Below are 22734 nucleotides of genomic sequence, written 5' to 3' on the forward strand. Positions count from 1 at the left end.
GACCATGCCGCAGACTGCCTTCATCCAGGCGGCCACCCCCGAGCCCCCTGCGCCGAAGAAGACCACCTTCTGGTCGCAGCTCAAGGCCTCCCTGGCCATGTTCAGCAACCCGAAGTCGGCCACCGGACTGATCATCCTGGGCGTGTTCGTGCTCGTCGCGATCTTCGCCCCGCTGCTCGCCCCGTACGACCCGAACGCGCAGAACCTGAAGGAGACGCTGCAGCCGCCGTCGTTCGAGCACCTCCTGGGAACGACGCACATCGGCCAGGACGTCTTCAGCCAGCTCGTCTACGGGACCCGCGGCGTGCTCGTCGTCGGCTTCCTGGCGACGATCATGGCCACGGTCGTGGCGATCGTCGTCGGCGTGACCGCCGGCTACCTGCGCGGCTGGAAGAGCGAGTCGCTGTCCGCGCTGTCGAACGTGTTCCTCGTCATCCCGGGCCTGCCGCTGATGATCATCGTCGCCTCCCAGTTCCAGGACCCGCCGCTGCCGCTCATCGCGGCCGTGCTCGGCCTGACCGGCTGGGCGTGGGGCGCCCGCGTGCTGCGCGCGCAGACGATGTCGCTGCGCAACCGGGACTTCATCCAGGCCGCACGGGCGAACGGCGAGCCGCTGCACCGGGTGATCCTGGTGGAGATGCTGCCGAACCTCCTGGCGATCATCGCGTCCAGCTTCGTCGGCACCATGACGGCCGCGGTGCTGGGCCTGACCACCCTCGCGTTCATCGGCGTCATCCCGGTGTCGAACCTGAACTGGGGCACCATCCTGTTCTGGGCGCAGCAGAACAACGCGTTCCCGGACTACTGGTGGTGGTACGTCCCCGCCGGCCTGTGCATCGCGCTGCTCGGCGTCTCCCTCGCCCTCATCAACTTCGGCATCGACGAGTACGTCAACCCGCGCCTGCGTTCGGCAGGCGAGCGTGCCCGCGCCATGAAGCGCAAGGGCATGAACCTCAACGCCGCCGTCACCCAGGTGCGCACGACCTCCACGACGTCCGACTCCACGACGGCCCCGGCCGCAGCGACCCCGGAAAGCACCACCGCATGACTTCGACCCTCCCGTCCACCACTATCGAGCTCGCAGAGGCGAACCTCCCGTACCAGGACCCGTCACGGACGACCGCTGCGCGTGTGCGCGACCTCCTCGACCGCATGACGGTGGAGGAGAAGGTCGGCCAGATGCTGCAGCTCGACGCGCGCGACGACCTCCAGGACCACGTCCTGCGCCGTCACGTCGGCTCGATCCTGCACACCTCCCCGGAGCGCATCCTGGAGGCCAACCGGCTCACCGCGCAGACCCGGCTGCGGATCCCGCTGCTCGTCGGCGAGGACTGCATCCACGGCCACTCGTTCTGGCCGGGCGCCACGATCTACCCGACGCAGCTCGGGATGGCCGCGTCGTGGGATGCGGAGCTGATCGAGCGCGTCGCCCGCGCCAGCGCGGAGGAGGTCGCCGTCACCGGTGTGCACTGGACCTTCTCCCCGGTGCTGTGCATCGCCCGCGACCTCCGCTGGGGACGCATCAGCGAGACGTTCGGTGAGGACCCGTTCCTCATCGGCGAGCTCGCCAGCGCGATGGTCCGCGGCTACCAGGGCGACGGTCTCGACGACCCGACCGCCATCCTCGCGACCGCGAAGCACTTCGCCGGCTACTCGGAGACGCAGGGCGGCCGGGACGCGAGCGAGGCCGACATCTCGCGGCGCAAGCTGCGGAGCTGGTTCCTGCCGCCGTTCGAGCGCGTCGCCCGCGAGGGCTGCCGCACGTTCATGCTCGGCTACCAGAGCACCGACGGCGTGCCGATCACGGTGAACGACTGGCTGCTCAGCGAGGTGCTGCGCGGCGAGTGGGGCTACACGGGCACGCTCATCACGGACTGGGACAACGTCGGCCGGATGGTCTGGGAGCAGAAGGTCCAGCCCGACTACGCCCACGCAGCGGCCGCCGCGGTGAAGGCCGGCAACGACATGGTCATGACCACCCCGCACTTCTACGAGGGCGCGCTGGAGGCCGTGGCGCAGGGGCTGCTCGCGGAGGACGCCTTCGACGCCGCCGTCGCCCGCATCCTGACGCTGAAGTTCGACCTCGGCCTGTTCGAGGACCCGCGCCTTCCGTCGCCCACGCTGGACGAGGTGGTCGGCAGCGCGGCGCACGCGGAGCTGAACCTGGAGATCGCGCGCCGCTCGATCGTGCTGCTGGAGAACGACGGGACGCTGCCGCTCGCGTCGTCCTCGCCGCTGCGCGTCGCCCTCGTCGGCCCGCTGGCCGACGACGCGCAGACCCAGCTCGGCGACTGGGCCGGGGGCTCGGGGCAGGCCGGCTGGCTCGACGGGCAGCCGCGCGAGATGATCACGACCGTGCTCGACGGCCTGACCGCGATCGACGGGTGGACCGTGACGCACGCGCGCGGCGCCGACATCCTCACGCTGGAGGACGACCCGCGCGGCGCGACGTTCCAGGACGGGCAGCCGCGGCCTCCCGTGGTCGTGCCGTGCGCGCCGGACGCCGACCTGATCGCCGAGGCGGTGGCCGCCGCTGCGTCGTCGGATGTCGTCGTGGCCGTCGTGGGCGACCGCATCGAGCTGGTCGGGGAGGGCCGCTCCACCGCGACGCTCGAGCTGATCGGCGGCCAGATCGCGCTGCTCGACGCCGTGATCGCGACCGGTAAGCCCGTCGTCGTGGTGTTGCTGGCCTCGAAGCCGCTGGTGCTGCCGCCGTCGGTCTCGCGGGCCGCCGCGGTGCTGTGGGCGGCGAACCCGGGCATGACGGGCGGCCAGGCCCTCGCGGAGCTCATCGCCGGCCAGGTCGAGCCGTCGGGGCGCCTCCCGATCTCGTTCGCCCGCCACGTCGGCCAGCAGCCGACCTACTACAACCAGCTCCGCGGCCAGCACGGCGACCGCTACGCCGACCTGACCCAGGCGCCGGCGTGGGCGTTCGGCCAGGGCCTGTCGTACACGACGGTGAGCTACGCGGACCTGACGCTCGCCGCCACCTCGCTCGCTGCGACCGACTCCATCGAGGCCTCCGTGACGGTCACCAACACGGGCTCCCGCCCGGTGCGCGAGACCGTGCAGGTGTACGTGCGCGACCAGGTCACCAGCGTGAGTTGGGCCGACAAGGAGCTGAAGGGGTACCGGCAGGTGGAGCTGGCGCCGGGGGAGTCGGCGCGGGTGCGGCTCAGCCTCCCCGTCGCCGAGTGCACGATCGTGGACGCGGCGGGGGACCGGAAGGTCGAGGCGGGCGAGTTCGAGCTGCTGGTCGGGTCGTCGTCGCGGGACGCCGACCTGCTGGGGGTGGCGTTCGAGGTGCGGTGAGTCGTTGGGCAGGAGATTCCCCTGGAATCTCCTGCCCAACGCCGTTCAGAAGGCGTCTTGCGCGCGTGTCGCGGCAACACTCCTTCTGCAGGTCGGCCAGTTGACGGGCCGCAGCCGGCCGGTCGGCAGACTCCCGGTAGGCTCCGAATGTGGATACCGAACGTTACCCGCGATACCGGTTGCTGACGGGGCCGGACGACTCCGCCTTCTGTCACCGAGTCAGTGACGCCCTCGAGCTCGGTTATGAGCTGTACGGCCCGCCCGCAGCCACCTTCAATGGAACGAGTGTCATCGTCGCTCAAGCCATCCTGTGGGGCCGCGACGAGCCGACGCCGCTCATCCCGTGACCCTCGCCCCGATCGACCTCGAGACCTGGCCGCGCCGGCAGCACTTCGAGCACTATCTGGACGCGTCGCCGTGCACGTACTCGCTCACGGTGGAGCTCGACGCGACCGCGTTCGCCGCCGCGCTGCGGGCGTCCGAGCGCAAGACCTACCTGGCCCAGATCTGGGCGATCGCGACCGTCGTCAACGCGCACCCGGAGTTCCGGATGGGGCTGACCGGGGCGGGAGCGCCCGGCGTCTGGCCGGTCGTTCATCCCGCTTTCTCCGTCTTCGACGCGGAGCGGGAGACCTTCTTGTCCGTCTGGGCGCCGTACGACGCCGACTTCGCGACGTTCCATGAGGCCGCCGCGGCCGTGGTCGCCGAGAACACGCCGGCCACCGGGATGCTCCCTCAGGGGCAGCCGCCGGCGAACACCTTCGACGTGTCGAGCGTTCCGTGGGCGTCGTTCACCGGCTTCGCGCTGAACATCCGCGACGCGTGGCGGCATCTGGCGCCGATCGTCACCCTCGGCCGGTACGTCGAACGCGAGGGGCGCCTGCTGCTCCCGCTCGCGCTGCAGCTCCATCACGCGGCCGCCGACGGGTTCCACACCGCACGGCTCGTGAACGAACTCCAGGCACTCCTCGACGACCCCGCGTGGGTCACCGCAGAGCCCGCCTGCGGGAGTTCGTCCACAGGCCGATAATCTGGCCCGATGCAGCTGAGGCAGCTTTTCGGGCTCGATGGACGGACGGCGCTGGTGACCGGAGGGAGTTCCGGCATCGGCAGGGCGATCGCAGTGGCTCTCGCCGATGCGGGTGCCCGCGTGCTGATCGCGGCGCGCACACCGTCCACGATCGCCGAGACCGTTGCCGAGATCAGGACGCGCGGCGGCTTGGCGGAGGGCCGGCCGGCGGACCTGTCGACGCGGGCCGGGGCTCACGCACTGGCCGACGCTGTCGGCGATGTCGACATCCTCGTGAACTCCGCGGGCATCAACCTGCGTCCCCCAATGGCGGAGCTCGACGAGGCCACCTGGGACGCGACGATGCGGGTGAACCTGGACGCCCCGTTCGTGCTCGGGCAACGATTGGCTCCCGGCATGGTCGCCCGCGGCTACGGCAGGTTCATCCACATCAGCTCGCAGCAGGCCCACCGGCCGTTCGCGTCGAGCGGCGCCTACGGGGTGTCCAAGGCCGCCCTGGAGGCGCTCGCCCGATCCCAGGCGGAGGCGTGGTCGATGAGCGGGGTCACCTCGAATGTGCTCGTGCCCGGTTTCGTGCAGACCCCGCTGAACGCGCGCCTCAGCTCCGACCCCGCGATGGTCGAGGCGCTCGCGGCCCGCACGCTCGTCGGGCGGAACGGCGTGCCGGAGGATTTCGCCGGCCCCGCGGTCTTCCTCGCGAGTCCCGCGTCCGCGTATGTGACGGGGCAGTCGATCGCCGTCGACGGAGGGTTTTCGGTGCATTGACGAGGGGGACCGGCTGTCGTCGGCGTCGGTTGGGCAGGAGTTTCCCCTGAAAACTCCTGCCGAACGCCGCTCCGAAGGAGACTCCCACGCGTGTCGCGGCAAGACTCCTTCGGAAGGGTCGGCGTTCGCCGAGCCGTCAGCGGACCAGCCGCCCCTCCCCGTCGCGCGGGTTCACCCGGTGCCCGCTGAGGATCGAGATCCGGTTGAACGCGTTGATCGCCACAGCGATCCACTCGGCGGCGACGTACGCGTCCTCCCCGAGCACCGCACGCGCGCCGGCGAGGTCCGCGCGCGCATCCTCGGTGAGCGGCAACACCGTCGCCGCCTCCGCGACAGCCAGCACCGCCCGGTCGCGCTCGTCGTAGAGTTCCGCGTCCCGCCAGGCCGGCAGCATGTCCAGTTTCTGCTGGGGGACGCCCGCCGTCCTGGCCTCCCGGGAGTGCAGGTCGAGGCAGTAGGCGCACGCGTTGAGCTGGGAGGCCCGCACCTTGAGGAGCTCGACCTCCTGCGCGGTCAGCCCCTTGGCGAGCGCGGTCTCCGCCACGATGACGGACCACGCTCGTGCGGCCTGCCAGGCCTCGGGCGCCGCCTTGTCCAGGTAGGCGGTCATTCGGTGTCCGCCCGCTGCTGGAGGCGGGCGCGCCAGTCGGCGGGGAGCCTGCTCGCCGGTCCGGGAACGCCCTGATCCTCCGGGTGGCTCGTCGCGGGAGCGAGGGCCGGGCCTTCCGCGTACTGGTCGGTGCGGAAGTCCCAGTACCAGTCCTCGCCCGGCTCGAAGCTCTGGATGTAGGGGTGCCCGGTCGCCGCGGCGTGGGCGCGGGCGTGCCGCGAGAGCGAGTCGTCGCAGCAGCCGATGTGCCCGCACGCGGCGCAGCGGCGCAGGTGCACCCACCAGCCGCCGTCCGCCTCGCATTCGACGCAGCCGGTGCCGCTCGGCGGCACGCTCGGGTCGATTTCGTCCGTCATGTCCGCCCCTTCGGTCGTGGGAAGGCTCACTTTAGTGCGTGCGGGTGCGGGGACCCCGGAGACGGGTCGAGCGCAAGATCGGTTGATGTCACCTCGCCTGCTCCGATGAACTCGGACGGTTCTGCCATGAGCGGGACGAGGAGGCGCCCGACCGCCGGCCCGACGACTTCGAGTGCCGCCGCCGCGTCCTCTGGGCTGTTCCAGAGGTTCAGCACGAAGCGCTTGCCCCCGTCGATGTCGACGCTCATGGTGCCGACGTAACCGGGCTGCGCCGAGTGGATGCGGTCGAATTCGGCCAGGGCGTCCTGATGTGCGTCCAGGCCGGCCGGGTCGAAGGTGTTGAGTCTGAGAACTGCATACATGGCGCTCACCGTGCCCGGTTGGAGCGTGCGGCAGTGAGGCCGGCGATGAGCGTACCTCCGGCGACCAGATGCATCGCCAGAAGCGCGGCTTTGACGTCCCCTCCCACTCCGAAAGCGAGGGGTCCCGACAGTGAGAGTGCGAGGACGGCGAGGGCGACGGCGATCCACCACCGCCGCCCGGCCACACCGAAGCGCGTGACGAGCGTGAGCGTTCCCCAGGCGGCGAGTCCGGCGACGAGGGCGACGATCGCGATCGCGACGGGGGTCACGGTCTGATCCAGTCCTGGCCCGAATGAGACGGTGAGTGCGATGTCGAGCATCGCGGCGACCAGCCAGACGGCCAGGCTGGCGACAACGGCGGCGAGCACCCACACCACGGACCGGGCCCTCGTGGAGCGGAGCATTCGGGCGTTCATTTCGGGGGCCTCCTACGGCGTTGTCGAGGATATAGTTAGTCGTCTAACCAATGAGAGAACGTTAGCCGTCTAACTAATGGAGCGCAAGGACGTCATGGAATTCGAGCAGGCCCACGCACTGAACCGAGCGATCAGGACGATCGGAATGCGCCATCGCACCCTCGCCGGGGTCGCGCTCTCCCAGGTGGGCCTGTCGGTCGGGCAGGAGGCGCTGATCATGGAGCTGGCCGAGCACGGTCCCCGCACCCAGGCACAGCTTGCCGCGGCGGCCGGATGCGAGCCGCCGACGATCACGTCGGCCGTGCAGCGTCTGGAGGCGTTGGGACTCGTCAGCCGAGCTCCGTCGTCGGCGGATAAGCGCGCGACGATCGTCGACCTGACCGACGAGGGAACGGCGCTGTTGGCGGAGCTGGATTCCGCGTGGGTGCGACTGGCGGAGGCGACAGTCAGTGGGCTCGCCCACACGCAGGTAACGGATCTTGTCGCTGCGCTGAGCGACCTCGCGGCGAGCCTGCGGGCGGCGTCGATCGCGCCGGCCGTCGCGACGCCTCCGGAGGGCGAAGGTCTTCAGATCGCATCCCCGGGGACGGCTCGATAGGCGGTCGCGAGCTCGCGGATCACCGTGTTCTCGGTGTCGAAGCGCTCGAAACCGATATCTTCAGTGCTGGCGATCCCGTCGCATCCTATCGTTGACTCTCCAGGATTTGCATAGCTACAATGCGACGAAATCGATTACATCGGTGTGATCGAGGATTGGGTGAGTAGGCATGCAGAAACGAAAAGCCTGGTTGGCTGTTCTGGCCGCCACGGCACTGTTCGGCGGGATCGTGTCCCCGGTGATGATGACGCAGCCGGCGCGGGCGAGCTCGAGTCCGCCGGAGAGCAGCTTCTTCTCCACGAAGGCCGAAGAGGAGAGTTCCACGATCCAGACCCAGAGCGACGGCGACCTCTGGGCGTCCTGCTGGGCGGACGACGGCAACCTGTACGCCGCCAACGGCGACGGCAAAGGCTTCAGCCTGAACGGCGTGTCCTCCGACGTGTCGGTCTCGCGCATCGCGGGTGGCCCGACCACTCTGACCGGAACCACTGTCTCGCAGGGCAACGCGGTCTCGCAGGTGTGGACCGCCGGAAACTACAACCGCAAGCCGACCGGCATGGTGTGCGTGAACGGCACGCTCTACCTGGCGGTGCAGGACCTCAACTTCTCCTTCAATGACGCCCCGGCCGCGACGATCGTCAAGTCGACGGATCACGGCGCGACGTGGACCTGGGACCACAGCGGCCCGATGTTCAACAACCACGTCTTCACCACGATGTTCTTCGCCGACTTCGGGCAGAACAACGCCAACGCGCCCGACGGCTACGTGTACGTCTACGGTCTCGACGGCAATTGGCGGACCTCCTTCGACCACACCGTCCCCGACCCGGTGGACCTCTACCTCGCTCGCGTGCCGAATACGAGCGTCCAGAACAGGTCGACGTGGCAGTTCTACTCGGGGCTGAGCGGCGGCGCCGCGACGTGGTCGTCGGACATCAACGCGAAGCAGGCGGTCCTCCACGACGACGCCAGGATCTACCAGACGATGCTCGGCAGCGGAGTGAACAACCTCACCAAGCTCGCGCAGGGTGGCGTCCTCTACGACAAGCCGATCAACAGGTACATCTACTCGTCCTGGACCGAATACACGCACGAGTTCTACGAGTCTCCGACGCCGTATGGTCCGTGGTCGCACTTCAAGACCAAGGACTTCGGCGGCTATCCGTGGACGCAATCCAAGAACGGCGGATACGCGACCACGATTCCGTCCAAGTTCCTGAGCGCTGACGGTCTGTCGATGTATCTGCAGTCGAACGTCTGTCCGTGCGGAGGCGGTGGGACGAGCGTGTACGACTTCGCGCTGCGGAAGCTGACCCTGGCGCTGGGGCCGACGGCGGGTCCGACGAACGGGATCAGCAACACGACGAACCTGGCGCAAGCGGCGGGCACCGTGCCGATCGAGCGGGTCGCGCACTTCGGGAACAACACCTTCTACAACGACGGGAACTACGGGAACTCCGAGGACGACTGGAACAACGAGGTCAAGGGGACCGACGCGAGCTGGTGGGGCTACACCTGGCCGACGCAGTACACGATGAACCAGCTGATGTACACGACGGGGACGATGTTCTCCGACGGCGGCTGGTTCGCCTCCGGGCTGCGGGTTCAGATCAGGCACGGGAACTCGTGGAGCGACGTCACGGGTACGTGGACGACGCCCGGGTACCCGTTCAGCGGCGCCGTCGGAAACAACGCGAGCTACATCTTCACCTTCGACCCGGTCGCGGGCGACGGCATTCGGATCGTCGGCACTCCCGGCGGTGCATCGACGTTCACCTCGATCGGAGAGCTGACGGTGCACTACGCCGGCAACTACTCCGTCGGCGGGGCCATCCTCACCGAGTACAACAACGTCGGCGGATCGGGCGGCCTCCTCGGAGCTGCTGTCACGGACGAGACCTCGACGCCGAACTCGCCGTGGGGTGTCGGACGATACAACCACTTCCAGAAGGACGGGTCGATCTACTGGACGTCCACAACGGGAGCTCATGAGGTGCACGGCGCGATCCACGACGAGTTCGCGCGGATCGGCTGGGAGCAGACGATGGGTTTCCCCACCACGGATGAGACCACGACACCGGATGGGATCGGGCGATACAACGTGTTCCAGGCGGGTTCCATCTATTGGACGCCGTCCACCGGTGCGCACGATGTGCTCGGAGTGATCAAAGCGAAGTGGGCCTCCCTCGGCTATGAGCGGAGCGTGCTCGGCTACCCCATCTCGGACGAGCTCAACGACCCCGTGGGCAAGCGAAGCAACTTCCAATACGGCTACATCATCTTCAACGCGTCCACGGGTGTCGCCACCGCCTACTACAACAACGGCTCGCCCGTCTGAGCCGGTGTCGCGTGCGTCCGGCACGCCGGGGTAAGGTTTCCCTGGCGCGCCGGGCGCGTGCCCCCAATTCTCCTGAAGACCCTCTCATTGAGGGCGCATCCTGCAATCGGTTTCTCCCGCGCTCTGCCTGCAAAATGCTGGTTTCTAACAGTTCTGGCGCGAAAGCTTGACGAAATCGATTTCATCGGGTTGACTTGCTCTATCGCAAGCGTCACCGACCCGACTTCGAGATGAAATCGCCGGTCGTTTGCGCCGCACCAGCAGTGACCCCCACACCACGAGATCCACGTACCAATGGAGGTATGAGTGAATGCAACGCCCACGGGCGACGGCGTCCTGAACAGCCCGTCGTCCGCCACGTCCAGCGTCAGCCGGCGCAGCGTCCTGAAGCTCGGGGCCGCCGGTCTCGCGCTCGGCGCGTCGTCCGCCCTGCTCACCGCCTGCGGTGCGCAGAGCAAGCCGATCACCGGCGCCGGCGGCGCCAAGGAGATCGAGTTCTGGAACTTCTACGGCCCGTCCCCCAAGGCCAACCCGCAGAGCGAGTGGTTCGTCAAGATCGTCGACGAGTGGAACTCCAGCCACGACGTGAAGGTCAAGCTCCGCTACATCGCGAACGCCGACTACATCTCGGGCAACGTCCTGCAGTCCGCGTTCGCCAGCGGCAAAGGCCCTGACATCTTCCTGCTGAGCCCCGGCGACTTCCTCCGCTACTACAACGGCGGCGTGCTCCAGGACCTCACCCCGCACATCAAGAAGGATGTCGTCGCCGACTTCCTCCCCGGCACCCTCGACACCCGCAAGGTCGGCGACAAGATCTACGCCGTCCCGATGGAGTCCGAGCCGCTGGCCCTCTACTACTCGAAGTCCGCGTTCGCCGAGGTCGGCATCACCGACGCCAACCTCCCGAAGACGTGGGACGAGGTCCTCACGGTCGCGAAGCAGCTCACGAACGGCAAGCGTTTCGGCCTGCTCTTCGAGACCACCCCGGGCTTCTACCAGAACTTCACCTGGTACCCCTTCATGTGGCAGGGCCACGGCGCCCCGGTCAACGGCAAGAAGGCCACCTTCGACTCCGACCCGGTGCACGCCGCGCTCAAGTTCTGGGGCGACAGCATCTCCTCCGGCGTCTCCCCGCGCAAGCCGCTGGGCAACGGCGGCGGCGACGCCCCCTCGAACCTCGCCAGCGGCTACGTCGCCATGCAGCAGACGGGCATCTGGTCGGTCGCGGACCTGCGTCAGCAGGCTCCGAACTTCCAGTACGGCATCATGCCGCTGCCGACCCCTCCCGGCGGAAAGCCGACGTCCATCATGGGCGGCTGGGCGTTCACCGCGAACGCCAAGGGCGCCAACCCGGAGGCCGCGGCCGAGTTCATCGCCTGGGCCCTCGCCTCGTCGTCGAAGGACAGCATCGAGCGCGGCCGGGTCTGGGACACCGTCGCGAAGTCCGACATCCCCGTCCGGCAGAGCGTCCTCGACGCGGCCAAGGCCAAGGGCGCGTTCGACGACCCCAACATGAAGTTCTTCGCCGACGTCGTCGCGCCGACCGGCCGCGGTGAGCCCCGCTACCCACCGCAGATCATCAAGGCCATCGAGGACGCCATCCAGGCCGTCCAGCTCGGCGGCCAGCCGGCCAGCGCCGCTGCGGCGACGGCCCAGGCGACGATCTCGCAGTTCATCTCCACGTATAACGGTGCGCCGATTCTATGACCGACCGCACCACCCTGGTCCCGTCGTCGGGCTTGCTGCCGCGTAGCGGTGGCAAGCCCACGATGGGCCGGCTCCGCCGCCGTCGGGAGGCGAGGGCCGCGTGGCTCTTCCTGCTTCCTGACGGCGTCGGCCTGCTGCTCTTCGTCGGGCTGCCGATGGCGCTCGCCCTGCTCGTGTCGCTCTTCAACGTGGACGGCTTCGGCAACTACACGTTCGTCGGCCTGCAGAACTTCATCCAGATGGGCTCCGACCCGCTGCTCTGGAAGAGCGTCGGCGTCACCCTGACCATCATGGTGACGTTCGTGCCGATCACGTTCGTGCTCTCGCTCGCCGTCGCGATCCTCGTGAAGGACAAGTTCCCCGGCGTCGGCGCCGTGCGCTCGATGTTCTTCGTGCCGAACGTGCTGAGCCTCGTCGTCATCGGCGTGCTCTGGCAGTTCATGCTCGTGGAGAAGCGCGGCGTGCTCACCCAGTTCCTCGGCACGTTCGGGCTCGGCAACGTCTCGTGGCTCGGCACGCCTTCCCTCGCGCTCGGCACCGTCATCGCGGCGAGCGTCTGGTACACCATCGGCTACCAGATGTTCCTGTTCCTCGGCGGTCTCTCCGACATCCCGCAGGAGTACCTGGACGCGGCGAAGGTCGACGGGGCGAACGCCTGGGGCCGGTTCCGCAACGTCATCTGGCCGCTGCTCGCGCCGACCAGCTTCTTCGTGCTGATCACCTCGATCGTCGCGTCCGTCACGGGCGTGCAGGCGTTCGACCTGATCTACGTCCTCACGAAGGGCGGTCCCGCGAACTCGACCTCCACGGTCGTCTTCTACATCTACCAGCAGGCGTTCCAGTTCGGGAACTACGGCTACGCCGCGGCGATCACGTCGCTCACCGTCGTGTTCCTGGTCGTCGTGAGCGTCGTGCTCCTGCTTGTCACCCGAGGAGGCCGGTTCAATGCCGACGCTCGCTGAGTCCGTCGATGCCCCGGAGGCCACCGCGTCGCGCGACTCCCACGCCCAGCGGACGCCGCGCCCGCGGCGCCGGCGTGCGCTCTCCGAGAAGCGCCGCTCCGTCGTCACCCGCACGATCGTGGGCTGGGTGCTCGGCCTCATCACGCTGTTCCCGGTGCTCTGGCTGATCCTGTCCGCCTTCCGTCCCGCGGGGGAGACCTTCGCATCCGGCTGGCCGACGAGCCTGACGCTCGACAACCTCACGTACGTGCTCACGCAGGTGCCGTTCCCGCGCTACCTGCTCAACAGCGCGATCGTGTCGATCGGCGTCACCGTCGCCGCGCTGCTGTTCCACTCGATGGCGGCGTACGCGCTCGCCCGGCTGCGCTTCCGCGGCCGCGACGTGGTCTTCACGCTGATGCTGTCCACGATGCTCGTCTCGATGCCGGTCATCCTGGTGCCGCTGTTCCTCATCATCAAGACGATGGGGCTCGCCGACACGTTCGGTGGCCTGATCGTCCCGGCGATCTTCAACGCGTTCGGCATCTTCCTGCTGCGGCAGTACTACCTGAACATCCCCGCGGAGCTGGAGGAGGCCGCCGAGCTCGACGGCTGCGGCTACTGGCGCATCTACTGGAACGTCATCCTGCCGCTCAGCAAGCCGATCCTGGCGTCGCTGGCCGTGCTGTTCTTCCTGGCCAACTGGAACTCGTTCCTCTGGCCGCTCACCATCACGAGCTCGCCGAGCCTGGACGTCATCCAGCTCGGGATCTCGGCCCTCCAGGGCCAGTACTCGTCGTCGTGGAACTACATCCTGGCCGGCTCGCTGCTCGCCGCGATCCCCACCGTCGTCGCCTTCGTCGTCGGCCAGCGCTGGCTCGTCGACTCCTTCAAGACAAGTGGAATCAAGTAAGGACTGATCATGCTCGGAAACCTCACGGGGTGGCACCTCGTCATCATCCTGGCCGTCGTCGTGCTGCTGTTCGGCGCCGCGAAGCTCCCCGCCCTCGCCAAGGCCCTGGGCCAGTCGGCGCGCATCCTCAAGACGGAGCTGCGCCCGGGCGACAAGGCGGACTCCGCGGCGGAGGGCGTCGAGGGCGACGCAGCGCACACCACCGCGGCCCACTAGCCATGTCGACGGCAACGGCGCCGGCAGCTCGACGCGGGGTGATGAGCCTCGGCGCACATCTCGGCGAACTCCGCCGGCGGCTTGCGCGTGCCGCCGGCGGGTTCCTCCTCGGCAGCGTGGCCGGGTGGTTCCTCAGCGCGGCGGTGCTGGACGCGATCCGGGAGCCGATCCTCGCGGTGGCGCAGACGCAGCACCGGATGGCCCAACTCAACTTCTCGGGCATCACGGCCGCCTTCGACCTGCGCCTGCAGATCGCCCTCATGCTCGGCGCCGTGCTTTCCAGCCCGATCTGGCTCTACCAGGTCTGGGCCTTCTTCGTCCCGGCGATGACCAGGCGTGAGTTCAGATACACCTTCGGCTTCTTCGCGAGCGCGGTGCCGCTCTTCCTCGTCGGCTGCGCGGCCGGCGCGTTCGTGGTGCCCCGCATCGTCGTGCTGATGACCGGCTTCGCGCCGGCCGGCTCGTCGTCGCTGCTGGACGCGCCGGCCTACTTCTCGTTCGTCCTCAAGCTGGTGCTCGTGGTCGGCGTCGCGTTCGTCCTCCCGGTGTTCCTGGTCCTCCTCGATTTCGTGGGGGTCATCACGGCCGCCGGGATCATCCGATCCTGGCGGATCGCCGCGATGCTCATCGTGCTGTTCACCGCGATCGCGACCCCGGCGGCGGATGTGATGTCGATGCTGCTGCTGGCGATCCCACTGGTCGCGCTGTTCTTCCTCGCGGCGGGCGTCGCGTGGATCCACGACCGTCGTGCCGCGCGCCGGCTCGCGGCGCAGTTCTTGATCTGAGGTCCCTCCCGTGCTCGATCTCTCGTTCGACAAGATCCTGGTGCTCCTCCTGATCGCCGCGTTCCTCATCGGACCGAAGCGCCTGCCGGTGCTCGCCGCGCAGCTCGCGCGGTTCGCGAGCCGGCTGCGAGAGCTCGGCGGAGTCGCCCGCGAACGCGCGGCCGAGGAGCTCGGCCCGGAGTTCGCCGAGGTGGAGTGGCGCACGCTCGACCCGCGCCAGTACGACCCGCGGCGGATCATCCGCGACGCGCTGCTCGAGCCGCCTGTGCGGGTGGAGACGGAGGAGGAGGTCGCCGCTCGGCTGGAGGCATTCGGGCCGCCGCCGTCGCTGGAGCCGCTCCTCGCCCCCGTCCCGGCCCACATCCCGAAGGAGACACATGCTGCAGGGGATCGACCCGATTCTGACCGGTGAGCTGCTCGCCCACCTCGACGCGATGGGCCACGCCGACGGCGTTGTCGTGGCGGACGCGCACTTCCCGGCGGAGCGCATCGCCCGCCGCCTGGTGACGTTGCCGGCGCTGAGCGCGACGGATGTCATCCGCGCGCTGCGCACGGTGCTCCCGCTCGACACCGCGCCGGCGGTCGACGTCATGGAGGCGGAGGACGGCTCGGCCGGCGCCGTGCATGCCGAGCTGACCGCCGCGGCGAGTGCTTCAGGTGACGAGGTGCGCGTGCTTCCACGCGCCGACTTCTACGCCGAGGCGGAGCGCGCCTTCCTGATCGTCCGCACCGGAGAGCTGCGGCCGTTCGGCAACGCGATCCTGCGCAAGGGCCTCGTCGCGAGCTGAGCCCCCCGATCGCAACCGCCGGCGAGGTCGATCGTCCCGCGCGCCTGGTCGGCCGCCAGAACGGCGACCTGGACCGGGAGGTCGGCGTTGAGCACCCCGACGTCACGGATCATCCCGATCAGGCCGAGTACCAAGGCCGTCGTGTGCAGGGCGGCCGCCAGGAGTCTGTGGGTCATACCCACCACATGCGCGGCGAGCGGCAGCGAATCGCCGCGGGAGACGCGGAAGGGGCCCCGTCACCCGTGACGAGGCCCCTTCCGGCGTTGATCCGCGTTACGCGATCGGCTCCCGCGGCGGCGTGCTGCCCAGGTCCGGCACCGGCTCGGAACCGAGGTGCACCTCCAGCTCGTCGGCGGTCGGCGCCTGCGGGCGCTTCGCGGTCGGGCGGTCCAGGTAGAACAGGGCGGTCGAGGCCACGTCGTCGCGCAGCGGTAGATAGCGCCAGCCCGAGCGCCAGCCGAGGGCCTGGATGTCGACGCGCAGCTTCTCGGTGAAGTGGATCGGGTCGAGCAGGTGCCAGCGGTACATCCCGAACCGCTGCTGGCTCACATAGAGGCCGTCCGGCTTGATCACCTGCGGCATCCCGAGGTACGGCGTCGAGAACTCGGTGTAGCCGCGGCCGGGGATGTCGAAGTTCCAGGCGCCGCCGAAGTAGTCCTCGGTGCCGGTGCCGCAGATCGTCGGGTACTCGTCGTCGCCGTCGAGGTAGAACTTGATCTCGCCCTCGCCCCACCAGCCGTTGCTGTTGACACCCCAGGCGAGGTAGGTGCCGACGTACTGGCCGGTGCCCTCCACGCCTTCGATCAGGGTGTGCGGGGTGAGGTGCTCGGTCGGGTTGCTGCGGCGCCACTGCGCGTGGAGGTAGCCGTCGCCGCTGTAGTCGCCGCCGATCTCGTAGGTGACCTGGTAGTAGATGCGGACGTCCACGACCGACAGGTTCTCGATGGTCAGGCGGGCGCCGTCCTGGAACGGCATGGGCCAGTACGAGTTGAAGCCGCCGTGCGGGTTCGCCGCGATGACCTGCGAGTTGACCTGCGCGAACTCGCCCCAGCCGTTGCAGAAGAAGTCGCCGTAGGGGACCTCGATGGCCGGCTCGGCCGCGCCGTCCCAGTACGCGCGGAACAGCAGCGTGCGCCAGTTGTCCTTGTGCGTGGTGATCCAGATGTGCGTGATCTTCCCTGCGCCCTCGATGCTCGCGAGGTCGAAGGTCTCGCCCGGCTTGATGTCGACGCTCGGCGAGATCTTCCAGCCTGGGCCGAGGTCGCGGGCGCACGCGGCCCCGGTGCCCTCGGTCGCACGGCCGCCGCCGCCGACGGAGCCGTCGAAGTTCTCGGGGCTGATGGACCGGGTCTGCACCGCGGCCCGCAGACGCGAGACGGTGCTGAGATCGGCGTTGGTCACAGAGGTACTCCTGTACGTCGTCGTGCTGGTTCTTGGGGAGGATCGCCGCTGGATAGTGCAATCGATTTCACAACTGTAGGCTGGTGCGAGAGCGAGTGTCAACAACCCGCTCGGCACACGCGCTACAGTACGGACACCGGCGATTCGCCGCCTGAGGGATTCGGAGAGCCGATGTCGACCATTTACGAAGTGGCCGCGTTGGCGGGCGTGTCGCCCGCGACGGTTTCACGCGTTTTCAACGGACTCAACGTGTCCGCCGAGAAGTCGCGCGCCGTCCGCGAGGCCGCCGCCGAGCTCGCCTTCACGCCGAGCCGCGTGGCCAGGACGCTCCGCCGTCAGCACTCCGAGGTGATCGCGCTGGTGATCCCCGACATCGAGAACCCGTTCTTCACCTCCCTCGCCCGCGGCGTGGAGGACGTGGCGCAGCAGGCCGGCTACTCGGTCGTCCTCTGCAACACCGACGAGGACCCGGCCAAGGAGGCCAAGTACCTGGACATCGCGCTCAGCGACAACATGGCGGGCGTCATCATCGCCGCGGCGGGGGACCACAGCGACATCGCCAAGCTCCTCGAGCGCAACCGCCCGGTGGTGGCGGTCGACCGCGGACCGCACAACGTCGACATCGACGCAGTCATGGTGGACAACCGTGCCGGAGGCCACGCCGCCACGGCCCGGCTCGTCGAGCACGGCTTCCGCCGGATCGCCTGTATCACCGGCCCGCGCGAGGTCGAGACCGCGCAGGAGCGCGCCGACGGCTGGCGGGAGGTGGTCGCCGCCGCGGGCATGGCGGACATCGACCAGTACCTCAAGTACTCCAACTACCGCGTCGGCGGAGGCCACGACGCCATGCAGGAACTGCTGGCGCTCCCCGAGCCGCCGGACGCCGTGTTCGTGACCAACAACCTGATGAGCGTCGGCGCCCTGCAGGAGCTCGCGGGCAACGGAACGCTGCCGCCGGACTTCGGGATGGCGGTCTTCGGCGACCTCCCGTACGCGGGCTTCGCGCCGAAGGGGATCACGGTGGTCCACCTGCCGGCCCGGCACCTCGGCGTGACCGCGGCGACCCTGCTGCTCGAGCGCATCAACGGCGACGCGCAGCCGTCGCGCACCATCGTCCTCCGCAACGAGGTCGGCACCGGCGACGAATCCTGACGCGACATTCGTGCCGAATGTCGCGTTTCGGGCGCGGATTCCCGACATTCGGCACGAATCCGGGAGGGTGTCGCGTTGCGGATGAAATCGATTTCTGCAACCCTGGGCGCATGAGCACAGCAGCGGTCGTCGGCGTCGACATCGGAACCTCCAGCAGCAAGGGAGTGCTCGTCGCGACCGACGGGCGCGTGATCGCCTCGGCGACCAGGGAGCACCGCGTCGAGCGGCCCGCCCCCGGCTTCGTGGAGATGGACGCGCGGATCTGGTGGGACGAGTTCGCCGCCATCGTGCGCGAGCTCCTCGCGGCTGAGGCTGCCGCACAAATGGAGGTCGTCGCGGTCGGCGTCAGCGGCATGGGGCCGTGCGTGCTCGTGACCGACGCCGCCGGCCAGCCGCTGCGCCCCGCGATCCTGTACGGCGTCGACACGCGCGCCACCGCGCAGATCGAGCGCCTGACCGAGCAGCTCGGCGGCGCCGACGCCATCCGCGAGCGCTGCGGGTCCGCGCTGTCCACCCAGGCCGTCGGCCCGAAACTCGCCTGGCTGGCCGACGAGGAGCCCGTGACCGCCGCCGCGGCCCGGCGCCTGTTCATGCCCAGCTCCTGGCTCGGCTACCGACTCACCGGCGCCTACTACCTGGACCACCACTCCGCGAGCCAGTGCACGCCGATGCATGATGCGGCGACGCGGGACTGGTACGAGCCGTGGGCGCGGATCATCGCACCCGACCTCGAGCTCCCGCCACTGGTCTGGCCGGGCGACATCGTCGGCGGGGTGACGGCGGCCGCCGCGGCCGAGACCGGCCTCCCGGCCGGAATCCCGGTGATCGCCGGCACGATCGACGCCTGGTCCGAGGCGCTGAGCGTCGGCGCGCAGAACGACGGCGACCTCATGCTCATGTACGGGACCACGATGTTCCTGGTGAACACCGTGCCGTCGCCGGTCACGTCCCCGACCCTGTGGGGAACGGTCGGCGCGCTTCCCGGCACCCACAACCTCGCGGGCGGGATGGCGACCTCCGGCGCGATCACGGCCTGGCTGCGCGACCTGTTCGGCGGCCCGGGCTATCCCGAGCTGATCGCGCTCGCCGAGGCGTCGCCGCTCGGCGCGAACGGGCTGCTCATGCTGCCGTACTTCGCGGGCGAGCGCACGCCCATCCCCGACGCCGACGCACGGGGCGTGATCGCCGGCTTGACCGTGACGCACACGCAGGGCGACCTGTACCGGGCGGCTCTGGAAGCGACGGCCTTCGGCGTGCGGCACAACATCGAGGTGATGGAGGCCGCAGGCGGCAGGATCGACCGGATCGTGGCCGTCGGCGGCGGAGCGCAGGCCGCGCTGTGGACGCAGATCGTGTCGGACGTCACCGGACGGCCGCAGGCCATCCCGAGCCTGGTGGTCGGGGCGAGCCTGGGTGCGGCGTTCCTGGCCGCGTCCTCGGTCGGGCCGGCCGACATCGACGCCTGGAACCCGATGGTCGATGTGCGGGAGCCGGATGCCGACGCGACGCGGGAGTACGACGCGCTCTACGCGCTCTACCGCGAGCTGTACCCGGCCACGGCGCCGATCGCGCACGCGCTCGCCGAGCGGCAGCGCAGCGGCGCCCGCGTCCCTGTCGAGGCCTGAGCGTCCGGCATCCATATCGATTTCACAGCAAGTTTCCTTGTCGAATCGCGGGATTCCGGCTTGCGATCGAATCGGTTTGACGAGATACTTGCAATCGATTTCACATCCAATGGAGGAACATTCATGACCGACTACACGCTGCCTCAGCCGCTGACGCGGCCCGAGGCGCGGCCGCGCACCGTCTACACCGTCGCCAGCGGCGACCTGCGTCCGAGCGCGAACCTCAGCTGCTGGGCCACGCAGGAGCAGCTCGAGAAGGACTTCGCGACGGCGGTCGAGGCGCTCGGCTGGTCGGTGCAGCGCGGTCACGGGTTCGACGCCGAGAAGGGCCACGGCTTCATCGACAGCCAGCGGGTCGGCATCGAGGTCTTCAAGAACATCCCGGCCGACGCCCCGCTCGTGGTCGTTGACGCGGTCTGGCAGTACAGCCACCACGTCCTCGCCGGCCTTCGCACGCACAAGGGCCCGATCCTCGTCGTGGCGAACTGGTCCGGCCAGTTCCCCGGCCTGGTCGGCCTCCTCAACCTGACCGGCAGTATGACCAAGGCCGGCGTCGCCTACTCCGCGTTGTGGAGCCCGGACTTCGCCGACGACTGGGCCCGCGACGGCCTGCGCACCTGGCTGGAGACCGGGACGGTCGAGCACGACCTCTCGCACGTCCGCGACCTGCCCGCGCTCGACGCCGCCGACCCCGAGGTCGTCCTGGGCTCTGCGCTCGCCCGCCAGCTCCAGGACGAGAAGGCCATCATCGGTGTCTTCGACGAGGGCTGCATGGGAATGTACAACGCGATCATCGACGACGAGCTGCTGAATCCGCTCGGCATCTACAAGGAGCGCCTGTCGCAGAGCGCCCTGGTCGCCGAGATGAACCGCGTCACCGACGAGGAGGCGCAGGAGGTCCGCAGCTGGCTCGACGCCCGCGGCTTCACGTTCCACTTCGGCGAGGACGAGGCGACCGAGTTGACCGAGGCGCAGGTGCTCAGCCAGTTCAGGATGTACATCGCCGCGGTGCGGATCAGCGACGACTTCGGCCTCGACGCTGTCGGCATCCAGTACCAGCAGGGGCTCAAGGACACCGTGCCGGCGTCCGACCTGGCCGAGGGCCTCCTGAACAACGTCGAGCGCCCGCCGGTGCTCGACCGGGACGGTTCCCGTGAGCTGTACGCGGGCGTCGCGCTGCCGCACTTCAACGAGGTGGACGAGGGCGTGGCGGTGGACGCGCTGATCACCAACCGCATCTGGACGGCGATGGGCTTCGACGCGGCGACCACCCTGCACGACATCCGCTGGGGCGAGGAGTACGCCGGCGAGTTCGTCTGGGTCTTCGAGATCTCCGGGTCGGTGCCTGCCTCGCACAACGGCGGCTACGACAAGAGCTGGAGCATGCGCCAGCCCTCGATGTTCTTCCCGCTCGGCGGCGGCACCCTGTCCGGAGTCTCCAAGCCGGGCGAGATCGTCTGGTCGCGCGTGTTCATCATGGACAGCGCCCTGCACGTCGACCTCGGCCGCGGCCACGTCGTTGAGCTGCCGGAGGAGGAGACCCGGCGTCGTCTCGACGCGACCGACCCGCAGTGGCCGATCATGCACGCGGTGCTCGACGGGGTCAGCCGTGACCAGCTCATGGCGCGTCACAAGGCCAACCACGCGCAGGTCGCCTACGCCCCGGACGCCGATGGCGCCGACCGCGCGCTGCGCGCGAAGGCGGCGTTCTTCGCCGAGCTCGGGGTGCACGTCCACCTGTGCGGTGATGTGACCGTCTGAGTCGCACCGTTTGAGCCCCGAAAGGTTCCCTTGGGCTTTCGGGTAGCCGAAGAGAAGGAGGGGGCTCTCGTTCTAGGGAACGGGGGTCCCCTCGTACGCGCAGGGGCGCACGCAAAACGGAACCGATGAGGTCCGGCTCGGCAGCTTCGACCATGTCGGCGATCTCGAGGAACGACCCGCGCAGGCTGTCGGTCACGGCGCGGTCTTGGGCGGTCACGGTCGCTGCGGTGGTCATGTCTCAGGACATCGCGCGCGATGCCACTTGAGGCGCGAGCCGTGTCGAACCCTCACGCCACCAGCCGGGCCAGGTTGTCCAGCTCGTTCGCGCGGCCGGCGAGCAGGCGCTCGGTCCAGACGTCGTCGTGCAGCTCTTCGGCATGCATGGTGACGCGCGTGCCGCCCTCGACCGGCTCGAGATCGACGACGGTCAGCTGCTCGTAGGGCTCGTGGTCGGGAACGAAGTCGATGACTGAGCGGTAGGCGATCCGGGATGGCGCATCCAGTTCGGTGAAGTACTTTCGCGACTCGGTCGCCAGTGGGAGGCCATTCTGCTCCATGAAGGCGACCATCTCGGGCGCCTCTGCCGTCATCGTGTAGACCAGCTCGCCGTCCGGGCGGAGGTCGAGGGCGCTCACCTTGGTGCGGAAGCCCTCCGGCGCCCACCACTGCGAGATCCCTTCAGGGGTGGTCCACAGTTCCCAGATCGTCTCGCGCGAGGCGGATACGGTGCGTTCAATGGTCTTCATGACGATCTCCTGTCGTAGCCGGAGGCCCGGCGTTTGGTGGGTTTGCGTTGGTTCGGATGGCCACGATATATTCGTCTAAACGAATGTGTCAAGCAGATCGTTTGCGAGAGGATGATCGCGTGGATGCGAAACAGGTTTTCGCAGCAGTCGGTGAGCCGACGCGGTTCCGGGTCCTCACGCTCCTTGCCGCGGGTCCGCGTACGGTCGGCGAGATCGCGGATGAGCTGGGTGCGCTGCAGCCGCAGACGACGAAACACATTCAGGCACTCGAGACGGCCGGCGTGGTGCGCGTGCAGCGAATCGGCCGCCGTCGGCTCGCGAGCCTGAACCGAGATGCGCTGCGCGAGCTCGCCTCCTGGCTCGACACCCTGGCGGTCGAGACCGAGGACGACCGCGCGCTCGCGGACTACGCGGCCGGCGTCGCCCATGCTGAGACCCGCACTGCCTCCGGCGGTCCGGCTACCGTCGACCTCGCCTTCGAGCGCACGATCGCCGCATCCCGTGATGCGGTCTGGCGCGCATGGACCGACCCCGCGGTCGCTGCGCACTGGTGGGCGCCGCGCCACTTCACTGTGGTCCGCTGCGCGGTGGAGCCCGAGCCGGGTGCCCGCGTGGAGTTGGTGCTGCGTGAGGGCGACGGCGCCGAGTACTCATCCGCGGGCACGGTGCGCGAGGTGCAGGCGGGGCGACGCCTGGCCTTCGACCTATCCCCGATTGATGCGGAGGGCGAGGTCATCTTTCCTGTGGAGGTTGAAGTCGTCTTGTACGGGGACGACTCGACGCGCCTCGCGCTCACCGTCCATGCGAGCGCGCCCGATAGGACGATGGCCGCGATGCTGGCGGGGCTTGAGCCGGGATGGTCGCAGCAGCTCGATCGGCTCGCGACCCTGTTCACCGTCGAACCCAGCTAAC

Annotated in this window: 24 protein-coding genes; 18 read left to right on the top strand and 6 right to left on the bottom strand. The window is 69.0% G+C overall.

Going from position 1 to position 22734, the window contains the following annotated elements; translation table 11 throughout:
• Positions 1 to 4: 4 nt before the first annotated feature.
• The 5 genes from ACFRFH_RS13300 to ACFRFH_RS13320 all read left to right on the top strand — a co-directional run bounded on the left by ACFRFH_RS13300 (position 5) and on the right by ACFRFH_RS13320 (position 5107).
• Complete coding sequence (locus tag ACFRFH_RS13300) at positions 5 to 1048, top strand: ABC transporter permease (protein ID WP_382463840.1); 1044 nt, start codon at positions 5 to 7, stop codon at positions 1046 to 1048.
• A complete protein-coding gene (locus tag ACFRFH_RS13305) occupies positions 1045 to 3312 on the top strand; it encodes a glycoside hydrolase family 3 N-terminal domain-containing protein (RefSeq protein WP_382463484.1) in 2268 nt (755 codons plus the stop codon). The genes ACFRFH_RS13300 and ACFRFH_RS13305 overlap by 4 nt, the downstream gene beginning before the upstream one ends.
• A gap of 149 nt (positions 3313 to 3461) precedes the next feature.
• Entirely contained in the window at positions 3462 to 3659 is a 198-nt protein-coding gene (locus ACFRFH_RS13310) for a DUF1737 domain-containing protein (RefSeq protein ID WP_382463485.1), read from the top strand.
• Positions 3656 to 4342, top strand: coding sequence for a CatA-like O-acetyltransferase (locus ACFRFH_RS13315; protein WP_382463486.1), 687 nt, complete (start codon positions 3656 to 3658; stop codon positions 4340 to 4342). The genes ACFRFH_RS13310 and ACFRFH_RS13315 overlap by 4 nt, the downstream gene beginning before the upstream one ends.
• 9 nt (positions 4343 to 4351) lie before the next feature.
• A complete protein-coding gene (locus ACFRFH_RS13320) occupies positions 4352 to 5107 on the top strand; it encodes an SDR family NAD(P)-dependent oxidoreductase (protein WP_382463487.1) in 756 nt (251 codons plus the stop codon).
• 136 nt (positions 5108 to 5243) lie between these two features.
• Here the strand turns inward: ACFRFH_RS13320 and ACFRFH_RS13325 are convergent, their stop codons facing one another.
• From ACFRFH_RS13325 to ACFRFH_RS13340, 4 genes are read right to left on the bottom strand one after another with little or no spacing between them, the layout of a single operon-like run.
• Entirely contained in the window at positions 5244 to 5717 is a 474-nt protein-coding gene (locus ACFRFH_RS13325) for a carboxymuconolactone decarboxylase family protein (RefSeq protein ID WP_382463488.1), read from the bottom strand.
• Complete coding sequence (locus tag ACFRFH_RS13330) at positions 5714 to 6073, bottom strand: UBP-type zinc finger domain-containing protein (protein ID WP_382463489.1); 360 nt, start codon at positions 6071 to 6073, stop codon at positions 5714 to 5716. The genes ACFRFH_RS13325 and ACFRFH_RS13330 overlap by 4 nt, the downstream gene beginning before the upstream one ends.
• Positions 6074 to 6099: 26 nt before the next feature.
• A complete protein-coding gene (locus ACFRFH_RS13335; RefSeq protein WP_382463490.1) occupies positions 6100 to 6435 on the bottom strand; it encodes a hypothetical protein in 336 nt (111 codons plus the stop codon).
• 5 nt (positions 6436 to 6440) lie between these two features.
• Positions 6441 to 6851, bottom strand: a complete 411-nt coding sequence (locus ACFRFH_RS13340; protein WP_382463491.1) for a DUF6069 family protein — start codon at positions 6849 to 6851, stop codon at positions 6441 to 6443.
• A gap of 76 nt (positions 6852 to 6927) precedes the next feature.
• Here ACFRFH_RS13340 and ACFRFH_RS13345 point away from each other — a divergent pair, with 76 nt between their 5' ends.
• From ACFRFH_RS13345 to ACFRFH_RS13385, 9 genes are all read left to right on the top strand, one after another.
• Positions 6928 to 7449: a MarR family winged helix-turn-helix transcriptional regulator gene (locus ACFRFH_RS13345; RefSeq protein WP_382463492.1), complete on the top strand. Its 522-nt coding sequence runs from the start codon at positions 6928 to 6930 to the stop codon at positions 7447 to 7449.
• A 169-nt stretch (positions 7450 to 7618) separates the two neighbouring features.
• Positions 7619 to 9787 carry a hypothetical protein gene (locus tag ACFRFH_RS13350; RefSeq protein WP_382463493.1) on the top strand — a complete coding sequence of 723 codons (2169 nt, stop codon included), beginning with the start codon at positions 7619 to 7621 and terminating at the stop codon, positions 9785 to 9787.
• A 306-nt stretch (positions 9788 to 10093) separates the two neighbouring features.
• Positions 10094 to 11494, top strand: coding sequence for an ABC transporter substrate-binding protein (locus ACFRFH_RS13355; RefSeq protein ID WP_382463494.1), 1401 nt, complete (start codon positions 10094 to 10096; stop codon positions 11492 to 11494).
• Positions 11491 to 12456 (top strand): carbohydrate ABC transporter permease, encoded by a 966-nt coding sequence (locus ACFRFH_RS13360; RefSeq protein WP_382463495.1) that lies wholly within the window; start codon positions 11491 to 11493, stop codon positions 12454 to 12456. The genes ACFRFH_RS13355 and ACFRFH_RS13360 overlap by 4 nt, the downstream gene beginning before the upstream one ends.
• Positions 12440 to 13348, top strand: a complete 909-nt coding sequence (locus tag ACFRFH_RS13365; RefSeq protein ID WP_382463496.1) for a carbohydrate ABC transporter permease — start codon at positions 12440 to 12442, stop codon at positions 13346 to 13348. Before ACFRFH_RS13360 ends, ACFRFH_RS13365 begins: the two co-directional genes overlap by 17 nt.
• A gap of 9 nt (positions 13349 to 13357) precedes the next feature.
• Positions 13358 to 13564: a twin-arginine translocase TatA/TatE family subunit gene (locus ACFRFH_RS13370; RefSeq protein WP_382463497.1), complete on the top strand. Its 207-nt coding sequence runs from the start codon at positions 13358 to 13360 to the stop codon at positions 13562 to 13564.
• Positions 13565 to 13605: 41 nt separating this feature from the next.
• The gene (gene tatC / locus ACFRFH_RS13375; RefSeq protein WP_382463498.1) at positions 13606 to 14349 is read left to right on the top strand and encodes a twin-arginine translocase subunit TatC; all 744 of its coding nucleotides are present in this window, start codon (positions 13606 to 13608) and stop codon (positions 14347 to 14349) included.
• A gap of 10 nt (positions 14350 to 14359) precedes the next feature.
• Positions 14360 to 14761: a Sec-independent protein translocase TatB gene (locus ACFRFH_RS13380; protein WP_382463499.1), complete on the top strand. Its 402-nt coding sequence runs from the start codon at positions 14360 to 14362 to the stop codon at positions 14759 to 14761.
• Positions 14727 to 15137: an RbsD/FucU family protein gene (locus ACFRFH_RS13385; RefSeq protein WP_382463500.1), complete on the top strand. Its 411-nt coding sequence runs from the start codon at positions 14727 to 14729 to the stop codon at positions 15135 to 15137. Before ACFRFH_RS13380 ends, ACFRFH_RS13385 begins: the two co-directional genes overlap by 35 nt.
• Before the next feature lie 273 nt (positions 15138 to 15410).
• On the opposite strand, the gene ACFRFH_RS13390 is transcribed toward ACFRFH_RS13385, so the two are convergent.
• Positions 15411 to 16538: a glycoside hydrolase family 172 protein gene (locus ACFRFH_RS13390; RefSeq protein WP_382463501.1), complete on the bottom strand. Its 1128-nt coding sequence runs from the start codon at positions 16536 to 16538 to the stop codon at positions 15411 to 15413.
• 171 nt (positions 16539 to 16709) lie between these two features.
• On the opposite strand from ACFRFH_RS13390, the gene ACFRFH_RS13395 reads away from it, so the two are divergent.
• From ACFRFH_RS13395 to ACFRFH_RS13405, 3 genes are all read left to right on the top strand, one after another.
• Positions 16710 to 17690, top strand: coding sequence for a LacI family DNA-binding transcriptional regulator (locus ACFRFH_RS13395; protein WP_382463502.1), 981 nt, complete (start codon positions 16710 to 16712; stop codon positions 17688 to 17690).
• Positions 17691 to 17800: 110 nt separating this feature from the next.
• The gene (locus tag ACFRFH_RS13400) at positions 17801 to 19315 is read left to right on the top strand and encodes an FGGY-family carbohydrate kinase (protein WP_382463503.1); all 1515 of its coding nucleotides are present in this window, start codon (positions 17801 to 17803) and stop codon (positions 19313 to 19315) included.
• 123 nt (positions 19316 to 19438) lie between these two features.
• A complete protein-coding gene (locus tag ACFRFH_RS13405) occupies positions 19439 to 21076 on the top strand; it encodes a fucose isomerase (RefSeq protein ID WP_382463504.1) in 1638 nt (545 codons plus the stop codon).
• A 287-nt stretch (positions 21077 to 21363) separates the two neighbouring features.
• Here the strand turns inward: ACFRFH_RS13405 and ACFRFH_RS13410 are convergent, their stop codons facing one another.
• Positions 21364 to 21822, bottom strand: a complete 459-nt coding sequence (locus ACFRFH_RS13410) for an SRPBCC domain-containing protein (protein ID WP_382463505.1) — start codon at positions 21820 to 21822, stop codon at positions 21364 to 21366.
• A gap of 119 nt (positions 21823 to 21941) precedes the next feature.
• Between ACFRFH_RS13410 and ACFRFH_RS13415 the strand changes: the two genes are divergently transcribed.
• The gene (locus ACFRFH_RS13415) at positions 21942 to 22733 is read left to right on the top strand and encodes a metalloregulator ArsR/SmtB family transcription factor (protein ID WP_382463506.1); all 792 of its coding nucleotides are present in this window, start codon (positions 21942 to 21944) and stop codon (positions 22731 to 22733) included.
• Position 22734: the final 1 nt, after the last annotated feature.

Source organism: Leifsonia sp. NPDC056824 (assembly GCF_042789575.1).
GTDB lineage: Bacteria > Actinomycetota > Actinomycetes > Actinomycetales > Microbacteriaceae > Leifsonia.

Bases quoted from the DNA above. Each gene is read 5' to 3' on its own strand.
- ACFRFH_RS13395 (WP_382463502.1), top strand. From the start codon at position 16,710: ATGTCGACCATTTACGAAGTGGCCGCGTTGGCGGGCGTGTCGCCCGCG.
- ACFRFH_RS13360 (WP_382463495.1), top strand. From the start codon at position 11,491: ATGACCGACCGCACCACCCTGGTCCCGTCGTCGGGCTTGCTGCCGCGT.
- ACFRFH_RS13345 (WP_382463492.1), top strand. From the start codon at position 6,928: ATGGAGCGCAAGGACGTCATGGAATTCGAGCAGGCCCACGCACTGAAC.
- tatC (WP_382463498.1), top strand. From the start codon at position 13,606: ATGAGCCTCGGCGCACATCTCGGCGAACTCCGCCGGCGGCTTGCGCGT.
- ACFRFH_RS13305 (WP_382463484.1), top strand. From the start codon at position 1,045: ATGACTTCGACCCTCCCGTCCACCACTATCGAGCTCGCAGAGGCGAAC.
- ACFRFH_RS13405 (WP_382463504.1), top strand. From the start codon at position 19,439: ATGACCGACTACACGCTGCCTCAGCCGCTGACGCGGCCCGAGGCGCGG.
- ACFRFH_RS13320 (WP_382463487.1), top strand. From the start codon at position 4,352: ATGCAGCTGAGGCAGCTTTTCGGGCTCGATGGACGGACGGCGCTGGTG.
- ACFRFH_RS13335 (WP_382463490.1), bottom strand. From the start codon at position 6,435: ATGTATGCAGTTCTCAGACTCAACACCTTCGACCCGGCCGGCCTGGAC.
- ACFRFH_RS13365 (WP_382463496.1), top strand. From the start codon at position 12,440: ATGCCGACGCTCGCTGAGTCCGTCGATGCCCCGGAGGCCACCGCGTCG.
- ACFRFH_RS13325 (WP_382463488.1), bottom strand. From the start codon at position 5,717: ATGACCGCCTACCTGGACAAGGCGGCGCCCGAGGCCTGGCAGGCCGCA.
- ACFRFH_RS13300 (WP_382463840.1), top strand. From the start codon at position 5: ATGCCGCAGACTGCCTTCATCCAGGCGGCCACCCCCGAGCCCCCTGCG.
- ACFRFH_RS13330 (WP_382463489.1), bottom strand. From the start codon at position 6,073: ATGACGGACGAAATCGACCCGAGCGTGCCGCCGAGCGGCACCGGCTGC.
- ACFRFH_RS13385 (WP_382463500.1), top strand. From the start codon at position 14,727: ATGCTGCAGGGGATCGACCCGATTCTGACCGGTGAGCTGCTCGCCCAC.
- ACFRFH_RS13340 (WP_382463491.1), bottom strand. From the start codon at position 6,851: ATGAACGCCCGAATGCTCCGCTCCACGAGGGCCCGGTCCGTGGTGTGG.
- ACFRFH_RS13350 (WP_382463493.1), top strand. From the start codon at position 7,619: ATGCAGAAACGAAAAGCCTGGTTGGCTGTTCTGGCCGCCACGGCACTG.
- ACFRFH_RS13410 (WP_382463505.1), bottom strand. From the start codon at position 21,822: ATGAAGACCATTGAACGCACCGTATCCGCCTCGCGCGAGACGATCTGG.
- ACFRFH_RS13370 (WP_382463497.1), top strand. From the start codon at position 13,358: ATGCTCGGAAACCTCACGGGGTGGCACCTCGTCATCATCCTGGCCGTC.
- ACFRFH_RS13400 (WP_382463503.1), top strand. From the start codon at position 17,801: ATGAGCACAGCAGCGGTCGTCGGCGTCGACATCGGAACCTCCAGCAGC.